A 20,922-nucleotide genomic window follows, 5' to 3' on the forward strand; every position below is an offset into this window, starting at 1 on the left:
CGGGCGATCGAGGGCCGCGCGGCATCCCCGGACGTCGCGCGTCCCCGGATGGCTTCGCTGTGCTCGCAGAGCCGGCGGCTGACTTTCACGGGGCGGCGGAGATCTACGTGGCGCCCCACGCCTTCAAGAGCGCCCGGGTCGCTTCGATGGGATCCGCGGCTCGCATCAGGCCGCCCATGATAGCGAAACCCGCCGCCCCGGCCGCGCGACAGGGCCCGACCGCCCCGGGACCGAGACCGCCGAGCGCCACCACGGGCAGGCCGGCGCCGAGGCTATCCGTGAGTCCCTCGAGACCCAGCGCCGGCCCGTAGCCGGGTTTGCTCGCGGTCGCGTAGATCGGGCTGAGGGTGACGTAATCGGCCCCGGCCTGCGCGGCGGCCGCGGCCTCGCGCGGCGCGTGGACCGAGACGCCGATCAGCGCGCTCGGACCGAGCGCCGACCGCGCCGCGGCGATCGCCTCCGGCCCCGCGCCGCCGCCGAGATGCGCGCCGTCGGCCTCCAGCGCCCGCGCCAGCGCGACGTCGCCGCCGACCGTCAGGAAGCCCCCCAGGGCCCGCACGCGCGCGGCGACGCCCGCGCCGAGGCGCCGACGCGCTTCCGGCTCCAGGTCCTTGTCGCGGAACCAGATCCAGCGCCCGCCGCCGTCGAGGACCGCCTGCACGGTCTCGGCGAGGGGCCGCGGATGCCCGTGCCGATCCGTCACCGTGAGCAGCGGCGACGGCAGCGCCCTCACGAGCCGACGAGGCCCAGCTGCGGGCTCGACGGCTCCGCCCGGCCGCGGCGGGGGATCCGCCCGGCGCGGTGCGCGTCGCGCCCGGCCTCCACGGCCCGGCCCATGGCGCGGGCCATCCGCACCGGATCGTCGGCTTTGGCGACGGCGGTGTTGATCAGGCAGGCGGAGGCGCCGAGCTCCATGGCGATCACCGCGTCCGAGGCGGTGCCGATGCCGGCATCGACCACCACCGGCACCGTCGCCCGGCGGCAGATCAGCTCGAGGTTGGCCGGGTTGGCGACACCCATCCCGGAGCCGATCAGCGAGCCCATGGGCATCACGGCGGCGCAGCCGACATCCTCCAGGCGCTGGCACACGATCGGGTCGTCGTTGCAGTAGGGCAGCACCACGAAGCCGTCGTCCACGAGATGGCGGCAGGCCTCGATCAGCTCCATCACGTCCGGGTAGAGCGTCTCGCGGTCGCCGATCACCTCGACCTTGATCCAGTTGGTGTCGAGCGCCTCGCGGGCGAGTTCGGCGGTCATGATCGCGTCCCGGGCGGTCTCGCAGCCGGCCGTGTTCGGCAGGAAGCGCTTGCCCTTCAGGATCTTGACCGTGTCCGAGCCGTGGCCCTGGAGCGAGACCCGTCGGATCGAGGCCGTGACCACGTCGGCGCCGCTCGCCGCGACGGCGTCGCGCATGATCGCCTGCGTCGGGTAGCCGGCGGTGCCGATGAACAGCCGGGACGACAGCGTCACCCCGGCGATGGTCAGGCTGTCGTCCCCGCCCTCGGGGCGCGGTGGCGTGTGACTCTGGTCCATGCTCAACCTCCCTGCATGGCGCGGACGATCTCGACGCGGTCGCCCTCCGAGACCGGGGTCTCGACCCAGTCCCGGCGGCGCAGAACCCGGCCGTTCAGCGCGATGGCGACGCCCTGCGGGCTCTCGATGCCGCTCTCCTCCGCCTCGAGGCGGAACAGGGCGTCCACCGTCTCGACCGCGCACTCGCGCGGCTCACCGTTGACGAGCAGTTTCATGCCGAGGCCCTCAGCGCTTCCGGCTGGCCGAAGCGCGCGCGGGTGAAGGGACGCGCCACCGCCGGCAGCGCGCCGCGCAGCACCAGCGCGGCGACCGCGTCGGCGGTGACCGGGGCGAGCAGGTAGCCGTTGCGGTGATGCCCGGTGGCGGCGACGAGGCCCGGGGCGATCGCGTCCAGGATCGGCGCGTCGTCGTCGGAGGTCGGACGGTAGCCGCTCCACACCGCCTCCACCTCCATCTCCTCGATGCCGGGCAGCACCCGGCGGGCACCCTCGAGCAGGGCGTAGAGGCCGCCCGCGGTGACGCCGGGCCGGAAGCCGCAATCCTCGACCGTCGCGCCCACGATGAGTTGGCCGTCGCTCTTCGGCGCCATGTGGACCTGCTCGGTCCAGACCATCCGCGCCAGGGTACCGGTGCGGGCGGTCGTGCGCAGGGCCAGGGACTGGCCCTTCAGCGGGCGGACCGGCAGGGCGAGCGCGTCGGGCAGCAGGCCGCCCTCCCCGCTCCAGGCGCCGGAGGCGAGGATGACGGTCTCCGCCGCGACGACGCGGTCGCCGGCGCGGATCCCGGTCACGCGGCCGCCCGACCAGTCCAGGGCGGTGACGGGGGTCCGCTCCACCAGGATCACGCCGGCCCGGCGGCAGGCTTCGGTGAGGGCGTCCATCACCAGACGGGGGTCGACCTGATGGTCGAGCGGGCAGTGGATGCCGGCAGTGACGGAGGGGCGCAGGCCCGGCTCGAGGCGCCGCACCTCGCTGCCCGGCAGCCAGGTGGCCTCGAGCCCCGAGCGGCGCTGCAGGTCGTAGCGGAAGCGCAGCCGTTCGACCTCGTCGCGGCCGACCGCCAGCACCAGGGTGCCGTCGGCCCGGTAGTCGATCGCGCGGCCGGACTCCGCCTCCAGGGCGTCGCGGAACTCGGGCCAGAGCCGGAGCGAGTCCAGGGCGAGCGGGAGCAGCGGGTCGGAGCCCGGCTCGTGCTCGGCCGCCGGGGCCAGCATGCCTGTGGCCGCGAGGCTCGCGCCCGCCCCGATCGTGTCCCGCTCCAGCACTGTCACGGCGCTGCCGGCCTGGGCGAGGCGCCACGCGATCGACAGCCCGATCAGCCCGGCGCCGACCACGGCGACGTCGGTCCGCGCCGGAAGGGTTTCGGGCGCGACACCGCCGTCGGGGCTGCGGCGGCGGCCGATCGGTGAGGCGGGGCGGTCGAGGGGCACGGGCATCTCCGCGAATTGCCGTCGCGGGGACCGGGCCGTCTGCTTCTGTGAGAAGCTGTGGCCTGCCTTTCGGGCGGCCGCGGTCCAATCCCTACGCCGGTATGAGCCGGATCAGGTTCGAAGGATTTCCGCGCCGCAGGTCCTGACGGACGTGCCAGCGGTTTCTCAGCCCCTTGCCGGGGATCTCCCTGGAACAGATGCAGATGTGGCCTCCCGGCCGGTGCCGGTCAACCCCGCGCCGCGTCCAGGACGGCTCTCCCGCGACAATCGGCCGATCGCGGTGACGGACTGGACACCAAGCGGAGCGGAATCCGTCCGCCGGTCGCGGCCGCGCTCGCGATCGCGCACCATCCCTTCACGGGTCTGGCATCTCATCGCCGGGATCCGGGAACTCCGCGGATCGCCGCCACTCCACGTCACGGGCGAATTCGCGTGCGCACAATCCTCTTGATCTGCATGCTCGGCTTCCTCGGTGTCACGGCACTCTTGAAGCTGCGCGAAGGCGCGCGGTCGGTGCCGGTAGCACTCGCCATCGCGCCGGCGCCGGAGCCGGATCTCGCGGGCGCTGCCGTCGCCGGCGTAGCCCTCCAGGCCGGCCGCAACGGCCACTTCTTCGTCAACGCCCTCGTGGACGGCCGTTCGCTGCCGATGATGGTGGATACGGGGGCGAGCGCCTGCGCGTTCTCGGAGGAGGACGCCGCGCGGATCGGGATCCAGGTCGGACCGTCCGATTTCACGCGCGTCTGGAATACCGCCAACGGGACGGTCCGCGTCGCGCCGATCCGGATCGCGATCGTGCAGATCGGATCGATCACGGTGCGGGACGTCGACGCGGTCGTGATCCCGCGCGGGCTCCTGTCGACCAGCCTGTTGGGCATGTCGTTCCTGAGGCGCCTGCGCGATTTCGGCGTCTCCGGCAGCACGATGACGCTCAGGGGCTGAAACGCGCGCGATGCGTGCAGATCTCCGGGCCGCGGCAGGACGGCTGGAAGGCCGCCCGGCTTGCCTTCCGAGATCGATCAGGGGAGCCGGTCGACCGCGCACTCCGTCCTGAGCCGTTGGAGTTTCCGGCACCGGTCTCACGCTTCCACCAAATCGAATCATCTCGAATCATGTATATATGAGCCGTAGTTCGCTATAATTCCTTATCCGGCACGCACTTATTTCGACGATTGACCCGTTTAATCGAAGCTTTACCTACAATCTCGATCGCTTTGTCAATGCATGTCGGCGGTGCTAGATGCATCGACGGCCGCGGATGCGAGTTCTGAGCGCGCGGTGGGGCAGAGTCAGGATGAAAAATCGCGGATCGACGATCTGTTTGTCCATGATCGTGAAGGACGAGGCCCACGTTATCCGTCGGTGCCTCGATTCTGTTCGACCGCTCATCGATCACTGGGTCATCGTCGATACCGGGTCGACGGACGGAACCCAGGACATCGTCCGCGCGGCGCTCGCGGACATTCCGGGAGCGCTGGTCGAGCGACCGTGGGTCGATTTCGCCTACAATCGAAACGAGGCCCTGAAACTCGCGCGGCGGCGCGCGCAGTACACCCTGATCATCGACGCTGACGATGAGCTGATCATCCCCGCGGACTTCACGATGCCGAAGCTGCGCGCGCCCGGCTATCGGTTCGAGATCGTCGACGAGCACACGCGATACTGGCGCAACCAGCTCGTCAGCAACCGGGAGAACTGGCGCTACCGGGGCGTCCTGCACGAATTCCTCAGCTGCCCCGGCGTGTCGGAGACTCCGATCCTCCCCCTCGCGATGCGCCGGGGCGACGACGGCGCCCGGCACCGCGACACGACTGCGGACGCGCGGGATATCGCCGTCCTCGAGAAGGCGCTGGCGGTCGAGACAGACCCCTTCATGATCGCCCGGTACACGATGTACCTCGGGACCACCTACGATGCCGCCGGCGAGTACCGGAAGGCCCTCGCATGCTTCCTGAAGCGCGCCGATCTCGGCGGATGGGACGAGGAGATCTATTTCAACCTGCTGATGGCCGCGGTGAACGCGGAGCGCCTCGATGAGCCGGAGGACAGGGTGCTGCAGCTCTACGAGCGCGCGACCTCCGTCCGTCCGGCGCGGGCGGAAGCGCGCCACGGGGCCAGTCGGTTCTGCAGGCTCAGGAAGCGGTTCGCGGACGGGTATCGATACGCGGAGGCGGGCCTTGCGCTCGCGCTTCCGAGCGAGGGGATCTCCCTGAATCCGTGGGTCTACGAGTACGGCTTGCTCGATGAATTCGCCCTCAACGCGTACCATCTCGGCCAGTACAGCGCCTGCGGACACGCCTGCCTGAAGATCCTCGAACGGACCCACGTCCCGAGGGAGGTCGCCATACGCGCCGGCGCCCTGGCACGGGACGTGATGGCGAAGATGATCGACCCGGTCTGGGGATGCCGGCACACCCCCTACGCGATGCCGTTCGTGCCGACGTGGTGAGGCGGCCGGCGCACAGGCACGCTGCGGGCTCGCGAGCGGATGTTGGCGGCCGCCGCGCGACGTCGGGACCGGGCCGGACCGCGATCGGAGACCTGGTCAGCTGGATCTGCGCGGGCGCAGGAACTTCGGCCGGAACACCGCCATCGGCTCGTCGAAGCCGTTGAGCCGGTGCTCGCCCAGCGGGATCGGGTCGCCCCAGAGGAAGTCCACGAACGGCTTCGACATCAGCAGCGGCTCGCCGAGGGCGCGGTTCAGCTGCGCGATGCGGCTCGCGAGATTCACGTCGCGCCCGATCACCGTGAAGTCGAGGCGGGAGCCGGACCCGACATTGCCGTAGGCGGCCTCGCCGTGGTGGAGCGCGATGCCCGCGGCCACCGGCACCGGGAACTGGTGCAGGGCGTTCGCCTCGTCGAGGGCCGCCAGGGCGTGCTGCGCCGCGGTGAGCGCGCCCTTGGCCGCGCCGCCGAGGTCGTCGCCGGACTCCCGGAAGATCGCCAGCAGGCCGTCGCCGAGATACTTCAGGACCTCGCCGCCCTCCCGCTCGATCGGCGGCACGAGGCAGTCGAAGAACACGTTGAGCAGGCCCACGGCCTCCTCGGGCGTCATGTCGGCGGTGGTGCGGGTGTAGTCGCGCATGTCTGCGAACAGGATCGCCGAGCGGATCCGGGTCACCTGCCCGCGGCGGATGTCCCCGGCCAGGATCGCCCGGTGCGGCTCGTCGCCGACGTAGAGCCGGAGCACGTGGTCGAGCTGCTTGTTGAGGACGCGCATCTCCATCACGGCCGCCAGCGCCGGCATGACGAAGCGCAGGATCGCGATGTCGTCGTCCCGGAACCCTTCGGGTGCGCGGGTGGCGAAGGTGATTCCGTTCTGCGTGCCGTTCGTGAAGAACAGGGGCGCCACCACGTAGTGGGTGTAGCCGCCGGCTTTCAGGTCCGGAACGATCGCGTAGGCGTCGTCCGGGGTCTTCGACAGGTCGAGGATCAGCCACTCGCCGGTCTCGTGGACCGTGTGGAACGGGCTGTTAAGATAGGCGTCCGTCGAGCGGGCGCCGTGCGGGAACAGCCGCACGGTGGTGCCGCCGTCCCGGGTCCAGATGCGGCCGACGCCGGCATATTCCGAGTGCAGGGTGTCGATGGCCGTGGAGGCCCGGTCCACCGGCACGCCGATCGCGATCAGGCGCTCGGCGAGCCCGGCCAGCATCTCCTCGGCGTTGGGCATCCGCGCGCCCTCGCCGAGCAGCCAGTCGCGGATGCCCACGGAGGGCTGGAGCGCGCCGAAGGGCACGTCGTCAGCCTCCGAGCCGTCCGCGAAGGCCGTCGGGGATCCGGGCGTTGGCGGGCGGCGTTCGAGCATGGCGCCAGACTGGATGCCGCGCGGCACCGGGGCAACGCGGGCGACGGGGAAGCGCCGCGCGATCCGCGGCGCAGGCTCAGTTGTCCAGGAAGCTCCTCAGCTTCCGGCTGCGCGACGGGTGCTTCAGCTTCCGCAGCGCCTTCGCCTCGATCTGGCGGATGCGCTCGCGGGTCACCGAGAACTGCTGGCCGACCTCCTCGAGGGTGTGGTCGGTGTTCATGCCGATGCCGAAGCGCATGCGCAGCACGCGCTCCTCGCGGGGCGTGAGCGAGGCCAGCACGCGCGTCGTGGTCTCGCGCAGGTTCGACTGGATCGCCGCGTCGATCGGCAGGACGACGTTCTTGTCCTCGATGAAGTCGCCGAGATGGCTGTCCTCCTCGTCGCCGATCGGCGTCTCGAGGGAGATCGGCTCCTTGGCGATCTTCAGGACCTTGCGGACCTTCTCCAGCGGCATGGCCAGCTTCTCGGCCAGCTCCTCCGGGGTCGGCTCGCGGCCGATCTCGTGCAGCATCTGGCGCGAAGTGCGGACGATCTTGTTGATCGTCTCGATCATGTGCACCGGGATGCGGATCGTGCGCGCCTGGTCGGCGATCGAGCGGGTGATCGCCTGCCGGATCCACCACGTGGCGTAGGTCGAGAACTTGTAGCCGCGCCGGTACTCGAACTTGTCGACCGCCTTCATCAGGCCGATGTTACCCTCCTGGATCAGGTCGAGGAACTGCAGGCCGCGGTTCGTGTACTTCTTGGCGATCGAGATCACGAGGCGCAGGTTCGCCTCGATCATCTCCTTCTTCGCCTGCCGGGCCTCGCGCTCGCCCTTCTGAACCATGTTGACGATGCGGCGGTACTCGCCGATCTCCAGGCCCGTCTCGGAGGCGAGGTCGAGGATCTGCGCGCGCAGCTCCGCGACCTGCTTCGAGCCGCGCTCGACCAGGTTCTTCCAACCCTTGCCGCCCAGCGTCCCGACGCGCTCCATCCAGTTCGGGTCGAGCTCGTAGCCCTGGTAGTGGCGCAGGAACTCGTCGCGGGCCACGCCGTGGCTCTCGGCGAAGCGCATCAGCCGGCCTTCGTGGCCGATCAGCTGCTTGTTGATCGAGTAGAGCTGGCCGACCAGCGCCTCGATGCGGTTGTTGTTCAGCGAGAGGGACTTCACGTCGGCGACGACGATGTCCTTCAGCTCGGCCTGCTTCTGTTCCTGAGCGGGCGTGTTCTGCTCGCCGGCGGCCTTGCGCTCGGTGCCCTCGATCTGGAACTTGCGCAGCTTGCGGTAGTTCGCGGCGATCGCGTCGAAGGTCTCGAGGACCCGCGGCTTGATCTCCGCCTCCATCGCGGCGAGCGAGACGTTGTTCTCGAGGTCGTCCTCGTCGTCGCCGCCCTCCGGGGGCGCCGGCGGCTCGCCGTCCTCGGATTCCTCGCCCTCGGCGAGCTGCGGCGCGTTCTTGCCGTCCGGGCCCGCGTAGGTCGCCTCGAGGTCGATGATGTCGCGCAGGAGGACCTTGCCCTCCACGAGCTCGTCCCGCCAGATGATGATCGCCTGGAAGGTCAGCGGGCTCTCGCAGAGACCCGCGATCATCGCCTCGCGGCCGGCCTCGATGCGCTTGGCGATCGCGATCTCGCCCTCGCGGGACAGGAGCTCCACCGAACCCATCTCGCGCAGGTACATGCGCACCGGATCGTCGGTGCGGTCGGTCGGCTCCTTGGTGGTCGTGGCGACCGCGACGGCGCGCGCCGGAGCGACCTCGGCGACCTCGCCGCCCTCCGCCTCCTCCTCCTCGCCGTCCGCGGCCTTCTCGCCGGCGGCCTCGTCGGTCTCCTCGGCCTCGACGACGTTGATGCCCATCTCGGAGAGCTGCGACAGCACGTCCTCGAGCTGGTCCGGATCGGACTGGCCCTCGGGCAGAACCTCGTTGACCTCCTCGTAAGTCACGTAGCCGCGCTTCTTGGCGAGCTTGACCATCCGCTTGACCGAAGCATCCGTCAGGTCGAGGAGCGGCCCGTCGGTCTGCTGCTCGGGGGCAGCGTCCGTCTCGTCCCGTTCCGTTGCCTTCGTCGCCATGATCAGCCTATTGTTTCGCACGCGGCGCGTTGCGGAGGCCCTGATGAGGCCGGTCCACGCCGTCGGCGCCGCTGTATGAGGTCGGCGCCGGATCGCTCCAGTCGCCGTGAGTCGTCGGTTTCCGTATGCAAGCCCGAGGCTTGACCGATTGTTAACTATGGCGGGACCGGGTCCCCCGCCACCGCCATGACACAGGCATTACACGGCCGTCGAGTCGCTCGACACCGGTGTATCGGCCTCCGCCTCGGCGGCGATGACGGTCTCCAGCCTCGCCTTCACTTCGCAGAGCCATGCCCACCCGGCATCGGTCGGATCGTCCTCAAACGCCTGCCGTGCTTCGCGAAGTTCGCTATGTAGCGCTCCTGCCTGCCGGTGCAAGATCATCGCCTGTCGGAGCGCGTCTGCGCGGTGGGCCGGATCGGCGTGCGGAGCCAGGGTCGTGCGGTCCCGCGAGCGGGCCAGGGCGAGGATTCGGTCGGCCGCCCCTGTGAGTCCGGCGCGATTGATGCGGTTCTGCAACACCTCGGGCGCCGCGTGCTCGTCCTCGGCCGCGCAGGCCAGCAGGACCGACAGCAGCGCCCGCGCGTCCGGATCCTCGAAGTCGAGTTCGGCCGCCTCCTCGCCGAACTCCGCCATCATCTCGGGATGGGCCAGCAGGGTACCGACGATGACCGCCTCGCGGACCGAAGCGGCGCCCGTGAAGCCCGCCGAGGCCGTGACCGAGGGGCTCGGACTCCCGGTGATCCGCGGCGAGACGGGCTCGCCGGGGCGGGTGAAGCGCTGCCGCCCGCGCGGGGCCGCGCCGGCGGCGCGGTTGCCGCGGGGCGACAGGCCGCGCAGGCGCTCCTCGATATCGTCGCGGTAGTAGCGCCGCACGGTCTCGTCGCGAATCGTCGCGACGGTGGTGCGCAGGGTCTGCGTCAGGCCGGCGCGGCGCTCCGGCGTGTCGACCGGTCCCGCCTCGAGGGCGCGCCGCCACAGCAGTTCCGACAGGGGGAGCGCCGCCGTCAGCACCTGGTCGATGGCCGTCGGGCCGCCCGAGCGCAGCAGGTCGTCCGGGTCCTGGCCGCCCGGCAGCAGCGCGATCCGCAGCGAGCGGCCGGGTTCGAGGAGCGGCAGCGCGATGTCGAGGGCCCGGTAGGCCGCCCGTTGGCCGGCCTTGTCGCCGTCGAAGCAGAGAATCGGCTCGTCGGCGTGGCGCCAGAGCAGGGCGAGCTGGTCCTCCGTCAGGGCGGTGCCCAGCGGCGCCACCGTCTCGGGGTGGCCGGCGAGCGTCATGGCGATGACGTCGACGTAGCCCTCGACCGCGATGATCGATCCGCGCTCGTGGGCGGCCTTGCGGGCGCCGTGCAGGTTGTAGAGCGTCCGGCCCTTGTGGAAGAGCGGCGTCTCCGGCGAGTTGAGGTACTTGGCGCGCACCTCCTTGGCGAGCGCCCGACCACCGAAGGCCACGACCCGGCCGCGGGTGTCGGTGATCGGGAACATCACCCGGTCGCGGAAATAGTCGTAGGGGACCGAGACGCCCTCCCCGGCCGCGAGCAGGCCGAGTTCGACCATCAGCGCCTTCTCGACGCCCTGCCCGGCGAGGTGGTCGCGCAGGGCGTAGCGGTCGTTCGGCGCGTAGCCGAGGCGGAAGGCCCGCTGCGTCTCGTCCCGCAATCCGCGGCGCTCGAGGTAGGCGCGGGCCTCGCTGCCCTGGCCCGACCGCAGGCGCTCCTCGAACCAGCGGGCGGCCATCTCCATGACCTCGATCGCCCCGGCGCGCTTCTGCTCGCTGGCGCGATTGTCCTCGGTGGGCGCCGGCAGGCTGACGCCGGCCTCGCCCGCCAGCCGCTCGACCGCCTCGGGGAAGCTGAGGCCTTCCGTCTCCATGAGGAAGGTGAAGATGTCGCCGTGCTTCGAGGACGAGAAGCAGTGGTAGAACTGCTTCTGGTCGTTCACGTAGAAGGACGGCGTCTTCTCGGCGTTGAACGGCGACAGGCCGCGCCACTCGCGGCCGGCCTTCTTCAACTGCACGCGGCGGCCGACCACCGACGAGGCCGGCAGCCGGGAGCGGATCTCTTCCAGGATGTGGGGCGGATAGCGCACGGGGCCTGGGACGGGTTGCGTGAACCCGCTCCTATAGCGCGAGAGGCGTCACCGAGTCCCTCACATCCCCGGAACTCGGCGGAGGATTGCGGGGAGAGGCTCGGCCCTAGAGGGTCAGCCCTTCGCCGCCAGCGCCGCCTTCACGAGCCCGCTCGCCTTGCCGAAATCCATGCGGCCCGCGAACGTGCCCTTCAGGGCGGCGATCACCTTGCCCATGTCCTTCGGCCCGGCCGCGCCGGTCTCGAGGATCGCCGCCTCGACCGCCGCCTTCATCTCGGTCTCGTCCATCTGCTTCGGCAGGAAGCTCTCGATGATGGCGATCTCGGCGCGCTCGTTGGCGGCGAGTTCCGGGCGACCGCCCTGCTCGTAGACCGAGGCCGATTCGGTGCGCTGCTTAACCATCTTCTGGAGAAGCGACAGGATCTCCTCGTCGGAGATCGGCTCCTTGCCGTTGCCGCGAGCCTCGATGTCCCGGTCCTTGAGGGCGGCCTGGATCATCCGGATCGTGGCGAGCCTGTCCTTGTCGCCGGCCTTCATGGCCTCCTTCATCTCGGTGGTGAAGCGCGCGCGCAGCATCTCGGTGACCTTCCAACGATCGAAGCGGGGGGCTGGCCTGCGGTTTGCGGGTGTTGAGCCCTGCGGGAGGCGGAGCCACATTGACCCCATCGCGGGCCGCTCGCTAAGAGCGCCGCACACGATCATGCCGCAAGCCGAGAGCGCCGAAACCCGGCGCCCGCCTTCGGCCGGACATAAGCGAGACTCAGCCCATGCTGCAAGACGCCGCCGCGCATGCCCCCGAGCCTCAGGCTCCCGAGCCCTGGGCCGAGCCCGTCGCGACGGCTCTGCTGGTGCTGGCCGACGGCACCATCCTGGAGGGCTTCGGCATCGGCCAGACCGGCGTGGCCGACGGGGAGGTCTGCTTCAACACCGCGATGACCGGCTATCAGGAGATCCTGACGGACCCGTCCTATGCCGGTCAGATCGTCACCTTCACCTTCCCGCATATCGGCAATGTCGGCACCAACGACGAGGACCTCGAGAGCCTCGAGGCGGCGCCAGCCTCGGGCGTCCGCGGCACCGTCGTCGCCTCGGCGGTGACGAACCCGTCGAACTGGCGGTCCTCGTCGCATCTCGACGGGTGGCTCAGGGCCCGCGGCATCGTCGGCATCACGGGGGTCGACACCCGGGCGCTCACGGCCCGCATCCGCGACCAGGGCATGCCGAACGCGGTGATCGCCAACGATCCCGAAGGCAAGTTCGACCGCGAGGCGCTCAAAGCCCGCGCGGCGGCCCTCGCGCCCATGGAGGGGCTCGACCTCGTGCCGCCGGTGACCAGCCGCGCGTCGTCGGAGTGGTCAGAGACCGTCTGGGCACTCGGCAACGGTTACGGCAAGCGCGCACCCGGCGAGGGCCTCAAGGTCGTGGCCATCGACTACGGCGTGAAGCGCAACATCCTGCGCCTCCTCGCCCAGGCCGGCTGCGACGTCACCGTGGTGCCGGCCACCACGACGGCCGACGCGATCCTGGCGCTGAAGCCGGACGGCGTGTTCCTGTCCAACGGTCCCGGCGACCCGGCCGCCACCGGCGCCTACGCGGTCCCGGTGATTCGCAAGCTGCTGGACGAGAAGGTGCCGACCTTCGGCATCTGCCTCGGCCACCAGCTCATGGGTCTCGCCCTCGGCGGCCGGACCGTGAAGATGGGCCAGGGCCATCACGGCGCGAACCACCCGGTGAAGGACAAGACCACCGGGAAGGTCGAGATCGTGTCGATGAACCACGGCTTCGCGGTGGACCCGGGCAGCCTCCCGGAGACGGCGGTGGAGACGCACGTGTCGCTGTTCGACGGCTCGAATTGCGGCCTGACCCTCACCGACCGCCCGGCCTTCTCGGTGCAGCACCACCCGGAGGCCTCCCCCGGCCCGCGCGACAGCCACTACCTGTTCGAGCGCTTCGTGACGCTGATGCGCTCCGGCGCGCCGGAGACCGCGAAGGGCGCCTGAGACCCGGGCGCCGGCATCGGCCCGCCGTCATCGCTCCGCAGCGCGGTGACGGCCGGGGACAGATAAGCCGGCGCCGCGATCCCAATCGGGCCGCGGCGGGGCCATAAAATCCGCCAGATCGGACGGCTTAAGAGAGCCCACGACGGTCCCTGAACGGCGGCGCATCCGCGCCCGGCGACGGCGGTCCGTTGCAGGGGATTGCCGGATGACCATCGACGAGGCGCGCGACGATTTCTCCCGCCTGCACCGCAGCTTCACCTTCCATCTCGGCGTCGCCGTGGGCCTGTCCTGGCTGACCGCCCTCTACGCCGCCTTCTACGCTCCGTGGGTGCGCAACATCCGGGCCCTGATCGATCCGACCGGCGGCTTCGACCGCGTCGAGAGCACGGTGTCCTACCTGTTCGCCATGCCCGCCGTCCTCGCCCTCGCCTGGGTCTCGGTCTATTTCGGCCGCGAGGCCCTGCGCCGCGCGCAGACGCTCTCGAACGTCGCCGTCGAGTTCGCCGCCGCCGCCGTGGTGGCCTTCGGTGTGTTCTACCTCTCGATCGACCGGGCGGTCGCGGCGCTCCACGCCGGATTCTGAGGCGGGACGGGGCGGTTCGCGCCGCCCCGACGGCCGACTTACTGGATCTTCTCGAATAGCGGCTCGAACCGCTTGGCGGCCAGCTTGTTCTGCGGCAGCGCCTTGGCCGCCTCCAGATTGTCGGGTCTGTCGCCGACCTGGACGAGGCCGACCATCCCCATGATGTAGTGCGGCGAGCACTTGATGCCGTAGAGGCCGGGCTTCTCGAAGGCCACGGTCTCCTCCTTGCCGACCACCGTCTTGAACGGCGCCGCGCCGTCGGGCGCCATGCCCTTGATCAGTTCGGCATTGTGGCCCTTGTCGGTCGGCACGAACCGGACCGTGTCGCCGGGCTGGATTTTCACGAAGGCCGGGTCGAAGACCATCATCCCGCCCGGGCCGCTGTTCAGGGTCTTGATGGCAACTTCCGAAGCGTTCGCGCTCACGATCGTGCCGATCAGAAGCATCGCGGACAAGGGGGTTCGGCTGATCATCTTCCATCTCGAATAATTACGATATCGATCGGCGGGATGGCCGGTCGGCCGAGTCCTACGTTCGGCTCCGAAGTCCGCCAAGAACTTCGTGCAATCGTGCGCGCGTTTATAAATACTCCACTTCGACGGACTGCCGGCGCATCCATGCGCCGGGCGCGCGTCCAATCTGCGCGGTCGTCCCGGCCTTCCAATGCGCCCGTGGGCCGTGTAAACGCGGGGCTCAACGACATTCCCGCCACGCGCGTCCGGGAGCAGGGCCTCAGTCGAGCCGTGCCCGATCGGGCGCGCTTGGCCTGAGAAGGCCCACGATGCCCAAACGCACCGACATCTCCTCGATCCTGATCATCGGTGCGGGTCCGATCATCATCGGACAGGCCTGCGAGTTCGATTATTCCGGCACGCAGGCGTGCAAGGCGCTCCGCGAGGAGGGCTACCGCATCGTCCTGGTGAACTCGAATCCCGCGACCATCATGACCGACCCGGACATGGCGGACGCGACCTACGTCGAGCCGATCACGCCGGAGATCGTCGCCAAGATCATCGAGAAGGAGCGCCCCGACGCGATCCTGCCCACGATGGGCGGCCAGACGGCGCTCAACTGCGCCCTGTCGCTGCAGAAGATGGGCGTGCTCGCCAAGTACGGCGTGCAGATGATCGGCGCCACCGCCGAGGCCATCGACAAGGCGGAGGACCGGAGCCTGTTCCGCGACGCCATGACCAAGATCGGGCTCGACACCCCGAAATCGGCGCTCGCCAACGCCTCGGCCGCGAAGAAGGCCGACCGCCAGGCCTACCTGGCCGAGATCGCCCGGATCGAGGCGGCCAACACCGATCCGGCGGCGCGCCAGGCGGCGCTGGCGGCCTACGAGAAGAGCTGGGCGGCGGGCGAGACCGAGCGGCGCAAGCGTTACGGCGAGCACGCCCTCGGGCAGGCGCTGATCGCGCTGGCCGAGGTCGGCCTGCCGGCCATCATCCGGCCGTCCTTCACCATGGGCGGCACCGGCGGCGGCATCGCGTACAACCGCGAGGAGTTCCTCGACATCGTCGAGCGCGGCATCGACGCGTCTCCGACCAACGAGGTGCTGATCGAGGAGAGCGTGCTCGGCTGGAAAGAGTACGAGATGGAGGTCGTCCGGGACCGGAACGACAACTGCATCATCGTCTGCTCCATCGAGAACATCGACCCGATGGGCGTGCACACGGGTGATTCGATCACCGTCGCACCCGCGCTGACGCTCACCGACAAGGAGTACCAAGTGATGCGCGACGCGTCGCTGGCAGTGCTCCGCGAGATCGGCGTCGAGACCGGCGGTTCGAACGTGCAGTTCGCGATCAACCCCGAGAACGGGCGCATGATCGTGATCGAGATGAACCCGCGCGTGTCGCGCTCCTCGGCGCTCGCCTCGAAGGCCACCGGCTTCCCGATCGCCAAGGTCGCGGCCAAGCTCGCGGTCGGCTACACCCTCGACGAGATCGCCAACGACATCACCGGCGGCGCGACCCCGGCCTCGTTCGAGCCGACGATCGACTATGTCGTCACCAAGATCCCGCGCTTCGCCTTCGAGAAGTTCCCGGGCGCCGAGCCGACGCTGACCACCGCCATGAAGTCGGTGGGCGAGGCCATGGCGATCGGCCGCTGCTTCGCCGAATCGCTGCAGAAGGCCCTCCGCTCGCTGGAGACCGGCCTGACCGGCCTCGACGACATCGAGATCGAGGGGCTGGGCAAGGGCGACGACCACAACGCCATCAAGGCGGCCATCGGCACGCCGACCCCGGACCGGCTGCTCAAGGTCGCGCAGGCGCTGCGGCTCGGCGTCAGCCATGAGCAGGTCTACGCCTCCTGCAAGATCGACCCGTGGTTCCTGGAGCAGCTCCAGGCGATCATTGACCTGGAGAACCGCGTGAAGGCCCACGGCCTGCCGAAGACGGCCGGCGCCTTCCGCCAGCTCAAGGCCGCCGGCTTCTCGGATGCCCGCCTCGCGGTGCTGGCCAAGATCGACGAGGCCGCCGTCCGCGCGGCCCGGCGCGCCCTGGCGGTGCGCCCGGTCTACAAGCGGATCGACACCTGCGCGGCCGAGTTCAAGTCGCCCACCGCCTACATGTACTCGACCTACGTGGCGCCGTTCGCGGGCGCGGTGGTGGACGAGGCGCAGCCCTCGGACCGCAAGAAGGTCGTGATCCTCGGCGGCGGCCCGAACCGGATCGGTCAGGGTATCGAGTTCGACTATTGCTGCTGCCACGCCTGCTTCGCGCTGTCGGACGCGGGCTACGAGACCATCATGGTCAACTGCAACCCGGAGACGGTCTCGACCGATTACGACACCTCGGACCGGCTCTACTTCGAGCCGCTGACCGCCGAGGACGTGCTGGAGATCATCGAGACCGAGCGGCAGGCCGGCACTCTGCACGGGGTGATCGTGCAGTTCGGCGGCCAGACTCCGCTGAAGCTCGCCCGCGCCCTGGAATCCGCCGGCGTGCCGATCCTCGGCACCTCGCCCGACGCCATCGACCTCGCCGAGGACCGCGACCAGTTCAAGCGGCTCCTCGACAAGCTCGCGATGAAGCAGCCGAAGAACGGCATCGCCTACTCGGTGGAGCAGAGCCGGCTGGTCGCCGCGGATCTCGGCCTGCCCTTCGTGGTCCGCCCGAGCTACGTGCTAGGCGGCCGCGCGATGGCGATCATCCGCGACGAGACGCAGTTCGCCGACTACCTCCTCGACACGCTGCCGAGCCTGATCCCCTCCGAGGTGAAGGCCCGCTACCCGAACGACAAGACCGGCCAGATCAACACGGTGCTGGGCAAGAACCCGCTCCTGTTCGACCGCTACCTGTCGGACGCGGTCGAGGTCGACGTCGACGCGGTCTGCGACGGCAAGGACGTGTTCATCGCCGGCATCATGGAGCACATCGAGGAGGCCGGCATCCATTCGGGTGATTCGGCCTGCTCCCTGCCGCCGCGCTCGCTCTCGACCGAGATCATGGACGAGCTGGAGCGGCAGACGAAGGCCATGGCGCTGGCGCTCAACGTCGTCGGCCTGATGAACGTGCAGTACGCCATCAAGGACGGCACCATCTACGTGCTGGAGGTGAACCCCCGCGCCTCGCGCACGGTGCCGTTCGTCGCCAAGGTCATCGGCGAGCCGATCGCCAAGATCGCCGCCCGGATCATGGCGGGCGAGCCGCTCGCGACCTTCGGCCTGCGGCCGAAGACCCTGCCGCACATCGCCGTGAAGGAGGCGGTCTTCCCCTTCGCCCGCTTCCCCGGCGTCGACGTGCTGCTCGGACCGGAGATGCGCAGCACCGGCGAGGTGATCGGGCTCGACGCGAGCTTCGGCGTGGCCTTCGCCAAGAGCCAGCTCGGCTCGGGCACGCAGGTGCCGAAGGCCGGCGCCGTGTTCGTCTCGGTGCGGGATGCCGACAAGGCGCGCATCCTGCCGACCATGAAGCTCCTGTCGGACCTCGGCTTCACCATCCTGGCGACCGGCGGCACGCAGCGCTATCTGGTGGAGAACGGCGTGCCGGCGGAGCGGATCAACAAGGTTCTCGAGGGCCGGCCGCACGTGGTCGACGCGATCAAGAACGGCGGGATCCACCTCGTCCTGAACACGACCGAGGGGGCCGGCGCCCTGTCGGACTCGCGCTCGCTCCGGCGCGCGGCCCTCTTGCATAAGGTGCCGTATTACACCACTCTAGCCGGCGCGATGGCCGCGGCCGAGGGGATCAAGGCCTATCTAGAAGGCGATCTCAAGGTCCGCGCGTTGCAGGAATACTTCGCGGCCTGAACCTCAGGGTTCCGCTGACTTCATTTCATGGCCCGGGGAGAGTGCTTCACTCTCGGCCGGGCCTCTTCATTGTGGCGCGAGACGATGGCGATAGACAAGGTTCCGATCACCGTGCGCGGGCTGGCAGCCCTCGAAGAGGAGCTGAAGCACCGCCAGCAGGTGGAGCGCCAGCGCATCATCCAGGCGATCGCGGAAGCCCGCGCGCTCGGCGACCTGTCGGAGAACGCCGAGTACCACGCCGCCAAGGAGGCGCAGTCCCACAACGAGGGCCGCGTCCTCGAGCTCGAGAGCATGATCGCGCGGGCCGAAGTGATCGACGTCACGAAGCTCTCGGGCGACAGGATCAAGTTCGGCGCCACCGTGAAGCTCGTCGACGAGGACACGGAGGAGGAGAAGACCTACCAGATCGTGGGCGAGCCGGAGGCCGACGTGCGCTCGGGCCGCGTCTCGATCACCTCGCCGATCGCCCGCGCGCTGATCGGCAAGGGCGTCGGCGACACGGTCGAGGTCACGACCCCCGGTGGCGGCAAGTCCTACGAGGTCGTCGCCGTCCAGTACGGCGGCTGAGCCGATGCGCCCGCGTTCCTGGGGCCGGCTCGCCGGCCTGATCCTCGGTGCCGTCGCGGGATCCGCGGCGGCGAGCGACTTCCCGCCGACTCCGGTCTTCTCCGACGTCCGGGTCGACGTGCGGCCGCTCCTCGACAAGGGCGCGGGGCTGCAGGCCGAGGCGCTGGCCGGCGACCTGACCGACGCCCTGCGGAAGAACTTCGCCGGCCGGATCGGCGGACGCGGGCCGCGCCTCGTCGTGGTCGTGACGAGCCTGTCGCTGCGGCCCTATGCCGGCAGCGGCGCCCTGCGCGGCTACGGCGGCAATTTCCAGACCGACTATATGGAGGGCGAGGCGCTGCTCGTCGGGCCCAAGGGGCAGGTGCTCGGGCGCTACCCGCAGATGACCGCGACGCCGTCGAGCTACGGCGGGGCGTGGTACGATCCGCAATTCGAGCAGCGCCGGCTCGCCGCCATCGCCGACATCTACGCCCAGTGGCTCGCCCGCGACCTGCCGCGGGACTAGAAGACGGCCGCCGGCCCCGGCCGGCGGCGTGGGGCGTATCCGGTGAGGAGCATGGCAAGCATCGACGTGTCGGAGGCGCAGACCGCGCCGGTCAGCCGTCCGGACCCGCGGCGTGAGCGCCTGCCCGAACTCGCCCGCGCCCGCGCCTGGATCGTCACGGACGGCAAGGCCGGCGACGAGAATCAGTGCGTCGGCATCGCCGAGACCCTGGGCCTCGACTTCGAGATCCGGCAGGTGCCGGCTTCCGGGCCGTTCGGCTGGATGGCGCCCTGGGGACCGATCGACCCGCGCGAGGGGCCGCGCCGCCGCGCCGGCGCCCTGTCGGGTCCCTACCCCGACATCCTGATCGCCTCCGGGCGTCGGTCGGTCCCGTACCTGCGGACGGTGCGGCGCGCGACCGGCGGCCGGACGTTCACGGCCTTCCTGAAAGATCCGCGGACCGGCGCGGACAGCGCCGACTTCATCTGGGTGCCGGATTACGACGACCTGCGCGGCCCCAACGTGTTCACGACGCTGACGGCGCCGCACCTCGTCACGGCGGCGCGCCTGGCCGCGGCCCGGGCCCGGCCGGATCCCCGGCTCGCGCGCCTCGACGGCCCCCGCGTGGCGGTGCTGGTCGGCGGCGACAGCCGTCACCTGAGCTATCGCAAGACCGACATGATCCGCCTCGTGGAGGATCTGCGCGGACTGGCCGAGCAGGGCTGCCGGCTGATGGTGACGATCTCCCGCCGGACCCCGAACCCGCTGCGCGAGGCCGTCAAGGCGCTCGCCGCCGAGACCGGCGGGTTCCTCTGGGACGGCAGCGGCGACAACCCCTACGTGGCCATGCTGGCGCTCGCCGAGGCGATCGTCGTGACCTCCGACTCGGCCAACATGGTCAGCGAGGCGGTGGCCACCGGCGCGCCGGTCCTGCTGTTCGATCTGCCCCGTACCTATATCCGGCACCGTCGCATGTTCGCCGGGTTGGCGATCACCGGAGCGCTGCGGCCGTTCACCGGTCAGTTGGCAGATCTGACGTACAAGCCGATCGACGCGACGCCGGTGATCGCCCAGGCGCTCGCCGACGCCTATGCCGCGCGCCGCGCGGCCGGACCGGCCTGAGGAGACCGAGACAGATGGCCCACACCCACGCCAAGCTCGTGATCATCGGCTCGGGACCCGCCGGCTACACGGCGGCGATCTACGCGGCCCGCGCCATGGTCGAGCCGCTGCTGATCTCCGGCTTCCAGCCGGGCGGCCAGCTCATGATCACCACGGACGTCGAGAATTACCCGGGTTTCGCCGAGGCGATCCAGGGCCCGTGGCTGATGGAGCAGATGCGACTCCAGGCCGAGCATGTCGGCACTCGGATCGTCTCGGAATACATCACGAAGGTCGACCTCAAGCAGCGGCCCTTCCGCCTCGAGGCCGATTCCGGCGAGACCTACTCGTGCGACGCCCTCGTCATCGCCACCGGCGCCCAGGCCAAGTGGCTCGGCATCCCCTCCGAGGCGGCTTTCCAGGGCGGCGGCGTGTCGGCCTGCGCGACCTGCGACGGGTTCTTCTTCCGCGGCAAGGAGGTCGTGGTGGTCGGCGGCGGCAACACCGCGGTCGAGGAGGCCCTGTACCTCGCCAACATCGCCAGCAAGGTCACGGTGGTCCATCGCCGCGACAGCTTCCGCGCCGAGCGGATCCTGCAGGAGCGCCTGTTCAAGCACCCGAACGTCGAGGTGCTCTGGCACCGCGAGATCGCCGAGATCTGCGGAGTGCAGAAGCCGGCGCCGAACGTGACCCACGTCCGTCTCAAGGATCCGCGCTCGGGCGAGATCAGCGAGGTGAAAGCCGACGGCGTGTTCGTGGCGATCGGTCACCAGCCGGCCACCGCGATCTTCGAGGGGCAGCTGCCCATGCGCCACGGCGGCTACCTCACCGTGAAGCCGGGGACGACCGAGACCGAGATCCCGGGCGTCTTCGCCGCGGGCGACGTCACGGACGACGTCTACCGCCAGGCGATCACCGCCGCCGGCATGGGCTGCATGGCGGCGCTGGAGGCGGAGAAGTTCCTGGCCAACCTCGACATCGGCGAGAGCCCCGTCCAGGCCGCCGCGGCGGAATGACGGCC

At 70.2% G+C, this 20,922-nt stretch carries 18 protein-coding genes and 1 riboswitch; of the genes, 9 read left to right on the forward strand and 9 right to left on the reverse strand.

Annotated features, from left to right (window positions below):
• Positions 1-103 precede the first annotated feature (103 nt).
• From ACTJK8_RS08060 to thiO, 4 genes are read right to left on the reverse strand one after another with little or no spacing between them, the layout of a single operon-like run.
• Positions 104-733 carry a thiamine phosphate synthase gene (locus ACTJK8_RS08060; protein ID WP_053620247.1) on the reverse strand — a complete coding sequence of 210 codons (630 nt, stop codon included), beginning with the start codon at positions 731-733 and terminating at the stop codon, positions 104-106.
• Positions 730-1,533: a thiazole synthase gene (locus ACTJK8_RS08065; RefSeq protein WP_012317586.1), complete on the reverse strand. Its 804-nt coding sequence runs from the start codon at positions 1,531-1,533 to the stop codon at positions 730-732. Before ACTJK8_RS08065 ends, ACTJK8_RS08060 begins: the two co-directional genes overlap by 4 nt.
• A gap of 2 nt (positions 1,534-1,535) precedes the next feature.
• Positions 1,536-1,748: a sulfur carrier protein ThiS gene (thiS, locus tag ACTJK8_RS08070; protein WP_012317585.1), complete on the reverse strand. Its 213-nt coding sequence runs from the start codon at positions 1,746-1,748 to the stop codon at positions 1,536-1,538.
• Complete coding sequence (gene thiO, locus ACTJK8_RS08075) at positions 1,745-2,968, reverse strand: glycine oxidase ThiO (RefSeq protein ID WP_041372252.1); 1,224 nt, start codon at positions 2,966-2,968, stop codon at positions 1,745-1,747. Before thiO ends, thiS begins: the two co-directional genes overlap by 4 nt.
• Before the next feature lie 64 nt (positions 2,969-3,032).
• Positions 3,033-3,161, reverse strand: a riboswitch (TPP riboswitch).
• 233 nt (positions 3,162-3,394) lie between these two features.
• Between thiO and ACTJK8_RS08080 the strand changes: the two genes are divergently transcribed.
• Both ACTJK8_RS08080 and ACTJK8_RS08085 read left to right on the forward strand, forming a co-directional pair.
• Positions 3,395-3,904 (forward strand): TIGR02281 family clan AA aspartic protease, encoded by a 510-nt coding sequence (locus ACTJK8_RS08080; RefSeq protein ID WP_274852277.1) that lies wholly within the window; start codon positions 3,395-3,397, stop codon positions 3,902-3,904.
• 316 nt (positions 3,905-4,220) lie between these two features.
• On the forward strand, positions 4,221-5,411 hold the full coding sequence (locus ACTJK8_RS08085) for a glycosyltransferase (protein WP_440761770.1): 1,191 nt from the start codon (positions 4,221-4,223) through the stop codon (positions 5,409-5,411).
• A 96-nt stretch (positions 5,412-5,507) separates the two neighbouring features.
• On the opposite strand, the gene ACTJK8_RS08090 is transcribed toward ACTJK8_RS08085, so the two are convergent.
• The 4 genes from ACTJK8_RS08090 to ACTJK8_RS08105 form a co-directional block, all read right to left on the reverse strand.
• Positions 5,508-6,767, reverse strand: coding sequence for an adenylate/guanylate cyclase domain-containing protein (locus tag ACTJK8_RS08090; RefSeq protein WP_024831064.1), 1,260 nt, complete (start codon positions 6,765-6,767; stop codon positions 5,508-5,510).
• A gap of 76 nt (positions 6,768-6,843) precedes the next feature.
• Positions 6,844-8,823 carry an RNA polymerase sigma factor RpoD gene (gene rpoD / locus ACTJK8_RS08095; RefSeq protein WP_440761771.1) on the reverse strand — a complete coding sequence of 660 codons (1,980 nt, stop codon included), beginning with the start codon at positions 8,821-8,823 and terminating at the stop codon, positions 6,844-6,846.
• A gap of 198 nt (positions 8,824-9,021) precedes the next feature.
• Complete coding sequence (gene dnaG, locus ACTJK8_RS08100; protein WP_024831065.1) at positions 9,022-10,911, reverse strand: DNA primase; 1,890 nt, start codon at positions 10,909-10,911, stop codon at positions 9,022-9,024.
• Positions 10,912-11,025: 114 nt separating this feature from the next.
• A complete protein-coding gene (locus tag ACTJK8_RS08105; protein WP_012317578.1) occupies positions 11,026-11,487 on the reverse strand; it encodes a GatB/YqeY domain-containing protein in 462 nt (153 codons plus the stop codon).
• Positions 11,488-11,678: 191 nt separating this feature from the next.
• Between ACTJK8_RS08105 and carA the strand changes: the two genes are divergently transcribed.
• Positions 11,679-12,911, forward strand: a complete 1,233-nt coding sequence (carA, locus tag ACTJK8_RS08110) for a glutamine-hydrolyzing carbamoyl-phosphate synthase small subunit (protein ID WP_059408448.1) — start codon at positions 11,679-11,681, stop codon at positions 12,909-12,911.
• 205 nt (positions 12,912-13,116) lie between these two features.
• The gene (locus tag ACTJK8_RS08115) at positions 13,117-13,494 is read left to right on the forward strand and encodes a hypothetical protein (RefSeq protein WP_012317576.1); all 378 of its coding nucleotides are present in this window, start codon (positions 13,117-13,119) and stop codon (positions 13,492-13,494) included.
• A gap of 38 nt (positions 13,495-13,532) precedes the next feature.
• Here ACTJK8_RS08115 and ACTJK8_RS08120 read toward each other — a convergent pair whose 3' ends face one another.
• Positions 13,533-13,967 carry a pseudoazurin gene (locus ACTJK8_RS08120; RefSeq protein WP_440761772.1) on the reverse strand — a complete coding sequence of 145 codons (435 nt, stop codon included), beginning with the start codon at positions 13,965-13,967 and terminating at the stop codon, positions 13,533-13,535.
• 308 nt (positions 13,968-14,275) lie between these two features.
• Here ACTJK8_RS08120 and carB point away from each other — a divergent pair, with 308 nt between their 5' ends.
• The 5 genes from carB to trxB all read left to right on the forward strand — a co-directional run bounded on the left by carB (position 14,276) and on the right by trxB (position 20,917).
• Positions 14,276-17,749, forward strand: coding sequence for a carbamoyl-phosphate synthase large subunit (gene carB / locus ACTJK8_RS08125; RefSeq protein WP_012317574.1), 3,474 nt, complete (start codon positions 14,276-14,278; stop codon positions 17,747-17,749).
• A 90-nt stretch (positions 17,750-17,839) separates the two neighbouring features.
• The gene (greA, locus tag ACTJK8_RS08130) at positions 17,840-18,316 is read left to right on the forward strand and encodes a transcription elongation factor GreA (protein WP_170855149.1); all 477 of its coding nucleotides are present in this window, start codon (positions 17,840-17,842) and stop codon (positions 18,314-18,316) included.
• A 4-nt stretch (positions 18,317-18,320) separates the two neighbouring features.
• Positions 18,321-18,821, forward strand: a complete 501-nt coding sequence (locus ACTJK8_RS08135) for a hypothetical protein (protein ID WP_012317572.1) — start codon at positions 18,321-18,323, stop codon at positions 18,819-18,821.
• 51 nt (positions 18,822-18,872) lie between these two features.
• Entirely contained in the window at positions 18,873-19,922 is a 1,050-nt protein-coding gene (locus ACTJK8_RS08140) for a mitochondrial fission ELM1 family protein (RefSeq protein WP_440761773.1), read from the forward strand.
• Between the two features lie 14 nt (positions 19,923-19,936).
• Complete coding sequence (trxB, locus tag ACTJK8_RS08145) at positions 19,937-20,917, forward strand: thioredoxin-disulfide reductase (protein ID WP_012317570.1); 981 nt, start codon at positions 19,937-19,939, stop codon at positions 20,915-20,917.
• Positions 20,918-20,922 lie beyond the last annotated feature (5 nt).

It is taken from the genome of Methylobacterium sp. 22177 (genome assembly GCF_052045615.1).
Lineage (GTDB): Bacteria > Pseudomonadota > Alphaproteobacteria > Rhizobiales > Beijerinckiaceae > Methylobacterium > Methylobacterium radiotolerans.

Coding starts and splice junctions, on each gene's coding strand:
- ACTJK8_RS08065 (WP_012317586.1), bottom strand. CDS start 1,533: ATGGACCAGAGTCACACGCCACCGCGCCCCGAGGGCGGGGACGACAGC.
- thiS (WP_012317585.1), bottom strand. CDS start 1,748: ATGAAACTGCTCGTCAACGGTGAGCCGCGCGAGTGCGCGGTCGAGACG.
- thiO (WP_041372252.1), bottom strand. CDS start 2,968: ATGCCCGTGCCCCTCGACCGCCCCGCCTCACCGATCGGCCGCCGCCGC.
- ACTJK8_RS08085 (WP_440761770.1), top strand. CDS start 4,221: ATGCGAGTTCTGAGCGCGCGGTGGGGCAGAGTCAGGATGAAAAATCGC.
- ACTJK8_RS08090 (WP_024831064.1), bottom strand. CDS start 6,767: ATGCTCGAACGCCGCCCGCCAACGCCCGGATCCCCGACGGCCTTCGCG.
- rpoD (WP_440761771.1), bottom strand. CDS start 8,823: ATGGCGACGAAGGCAACGGAACGGGACGAGACGGACGCTGCCCCCGAG.
- ACTJK8_RS08105 (WP_012317578.1), bottom strand. CDS start 11,487: ATGCTGCGCGCGCGCTTCACCACCGAGATGAAGGAGGCCATGAAGGCC.
- carA (WP_059408448.1), top strand. CDS start 11,679: ATGCTGCAAGACGCCGCCGCGCATGCCCCCGAGCCTCAGGCTCCCGAG.
- ACTJK8_RS08115 (WP_012317576.1), top strand. CDS start 13,117: ATGACCATCGACGAGGCGCGCGACGATTTCTCCCGCCTGCACCGCAGC.
- ACTJK8_RS08120 (WP_440761772.1), bottom strand. CDS start 13,967: ATGATCAGCCGAACCCCCTTGTCCGCGATGCTTCTGATCGGCACGATC.
- carB (WP_012317574.1), top strand. CDS start 14,276: ATGCCCAAACGCACCGACATCTCCTCGATCCTGATCATCGGTGCGGGT.
- ACTJK8_RS08135 (WP_012317572.1), top strand. CDS start 18,321: ATGCGCCCGCGTTCCTGGGGCCGGCTCGCCGGCCTGATCCTCGGTGCC.
- ACTJK8_RS08140 (WP_440761773.1), top strand. CDS start 18,873: ATGGCAAGCATCGACGTGTCGGAGGCGCAGACCGCGCCGGTCAGCCGT.
- trxB (WP_012317570.1), top strand. CDS start 19,937: ATGGCCCACACCCACGCCAAGCTCGTGATCATCGGCTCGGGACCCGCC.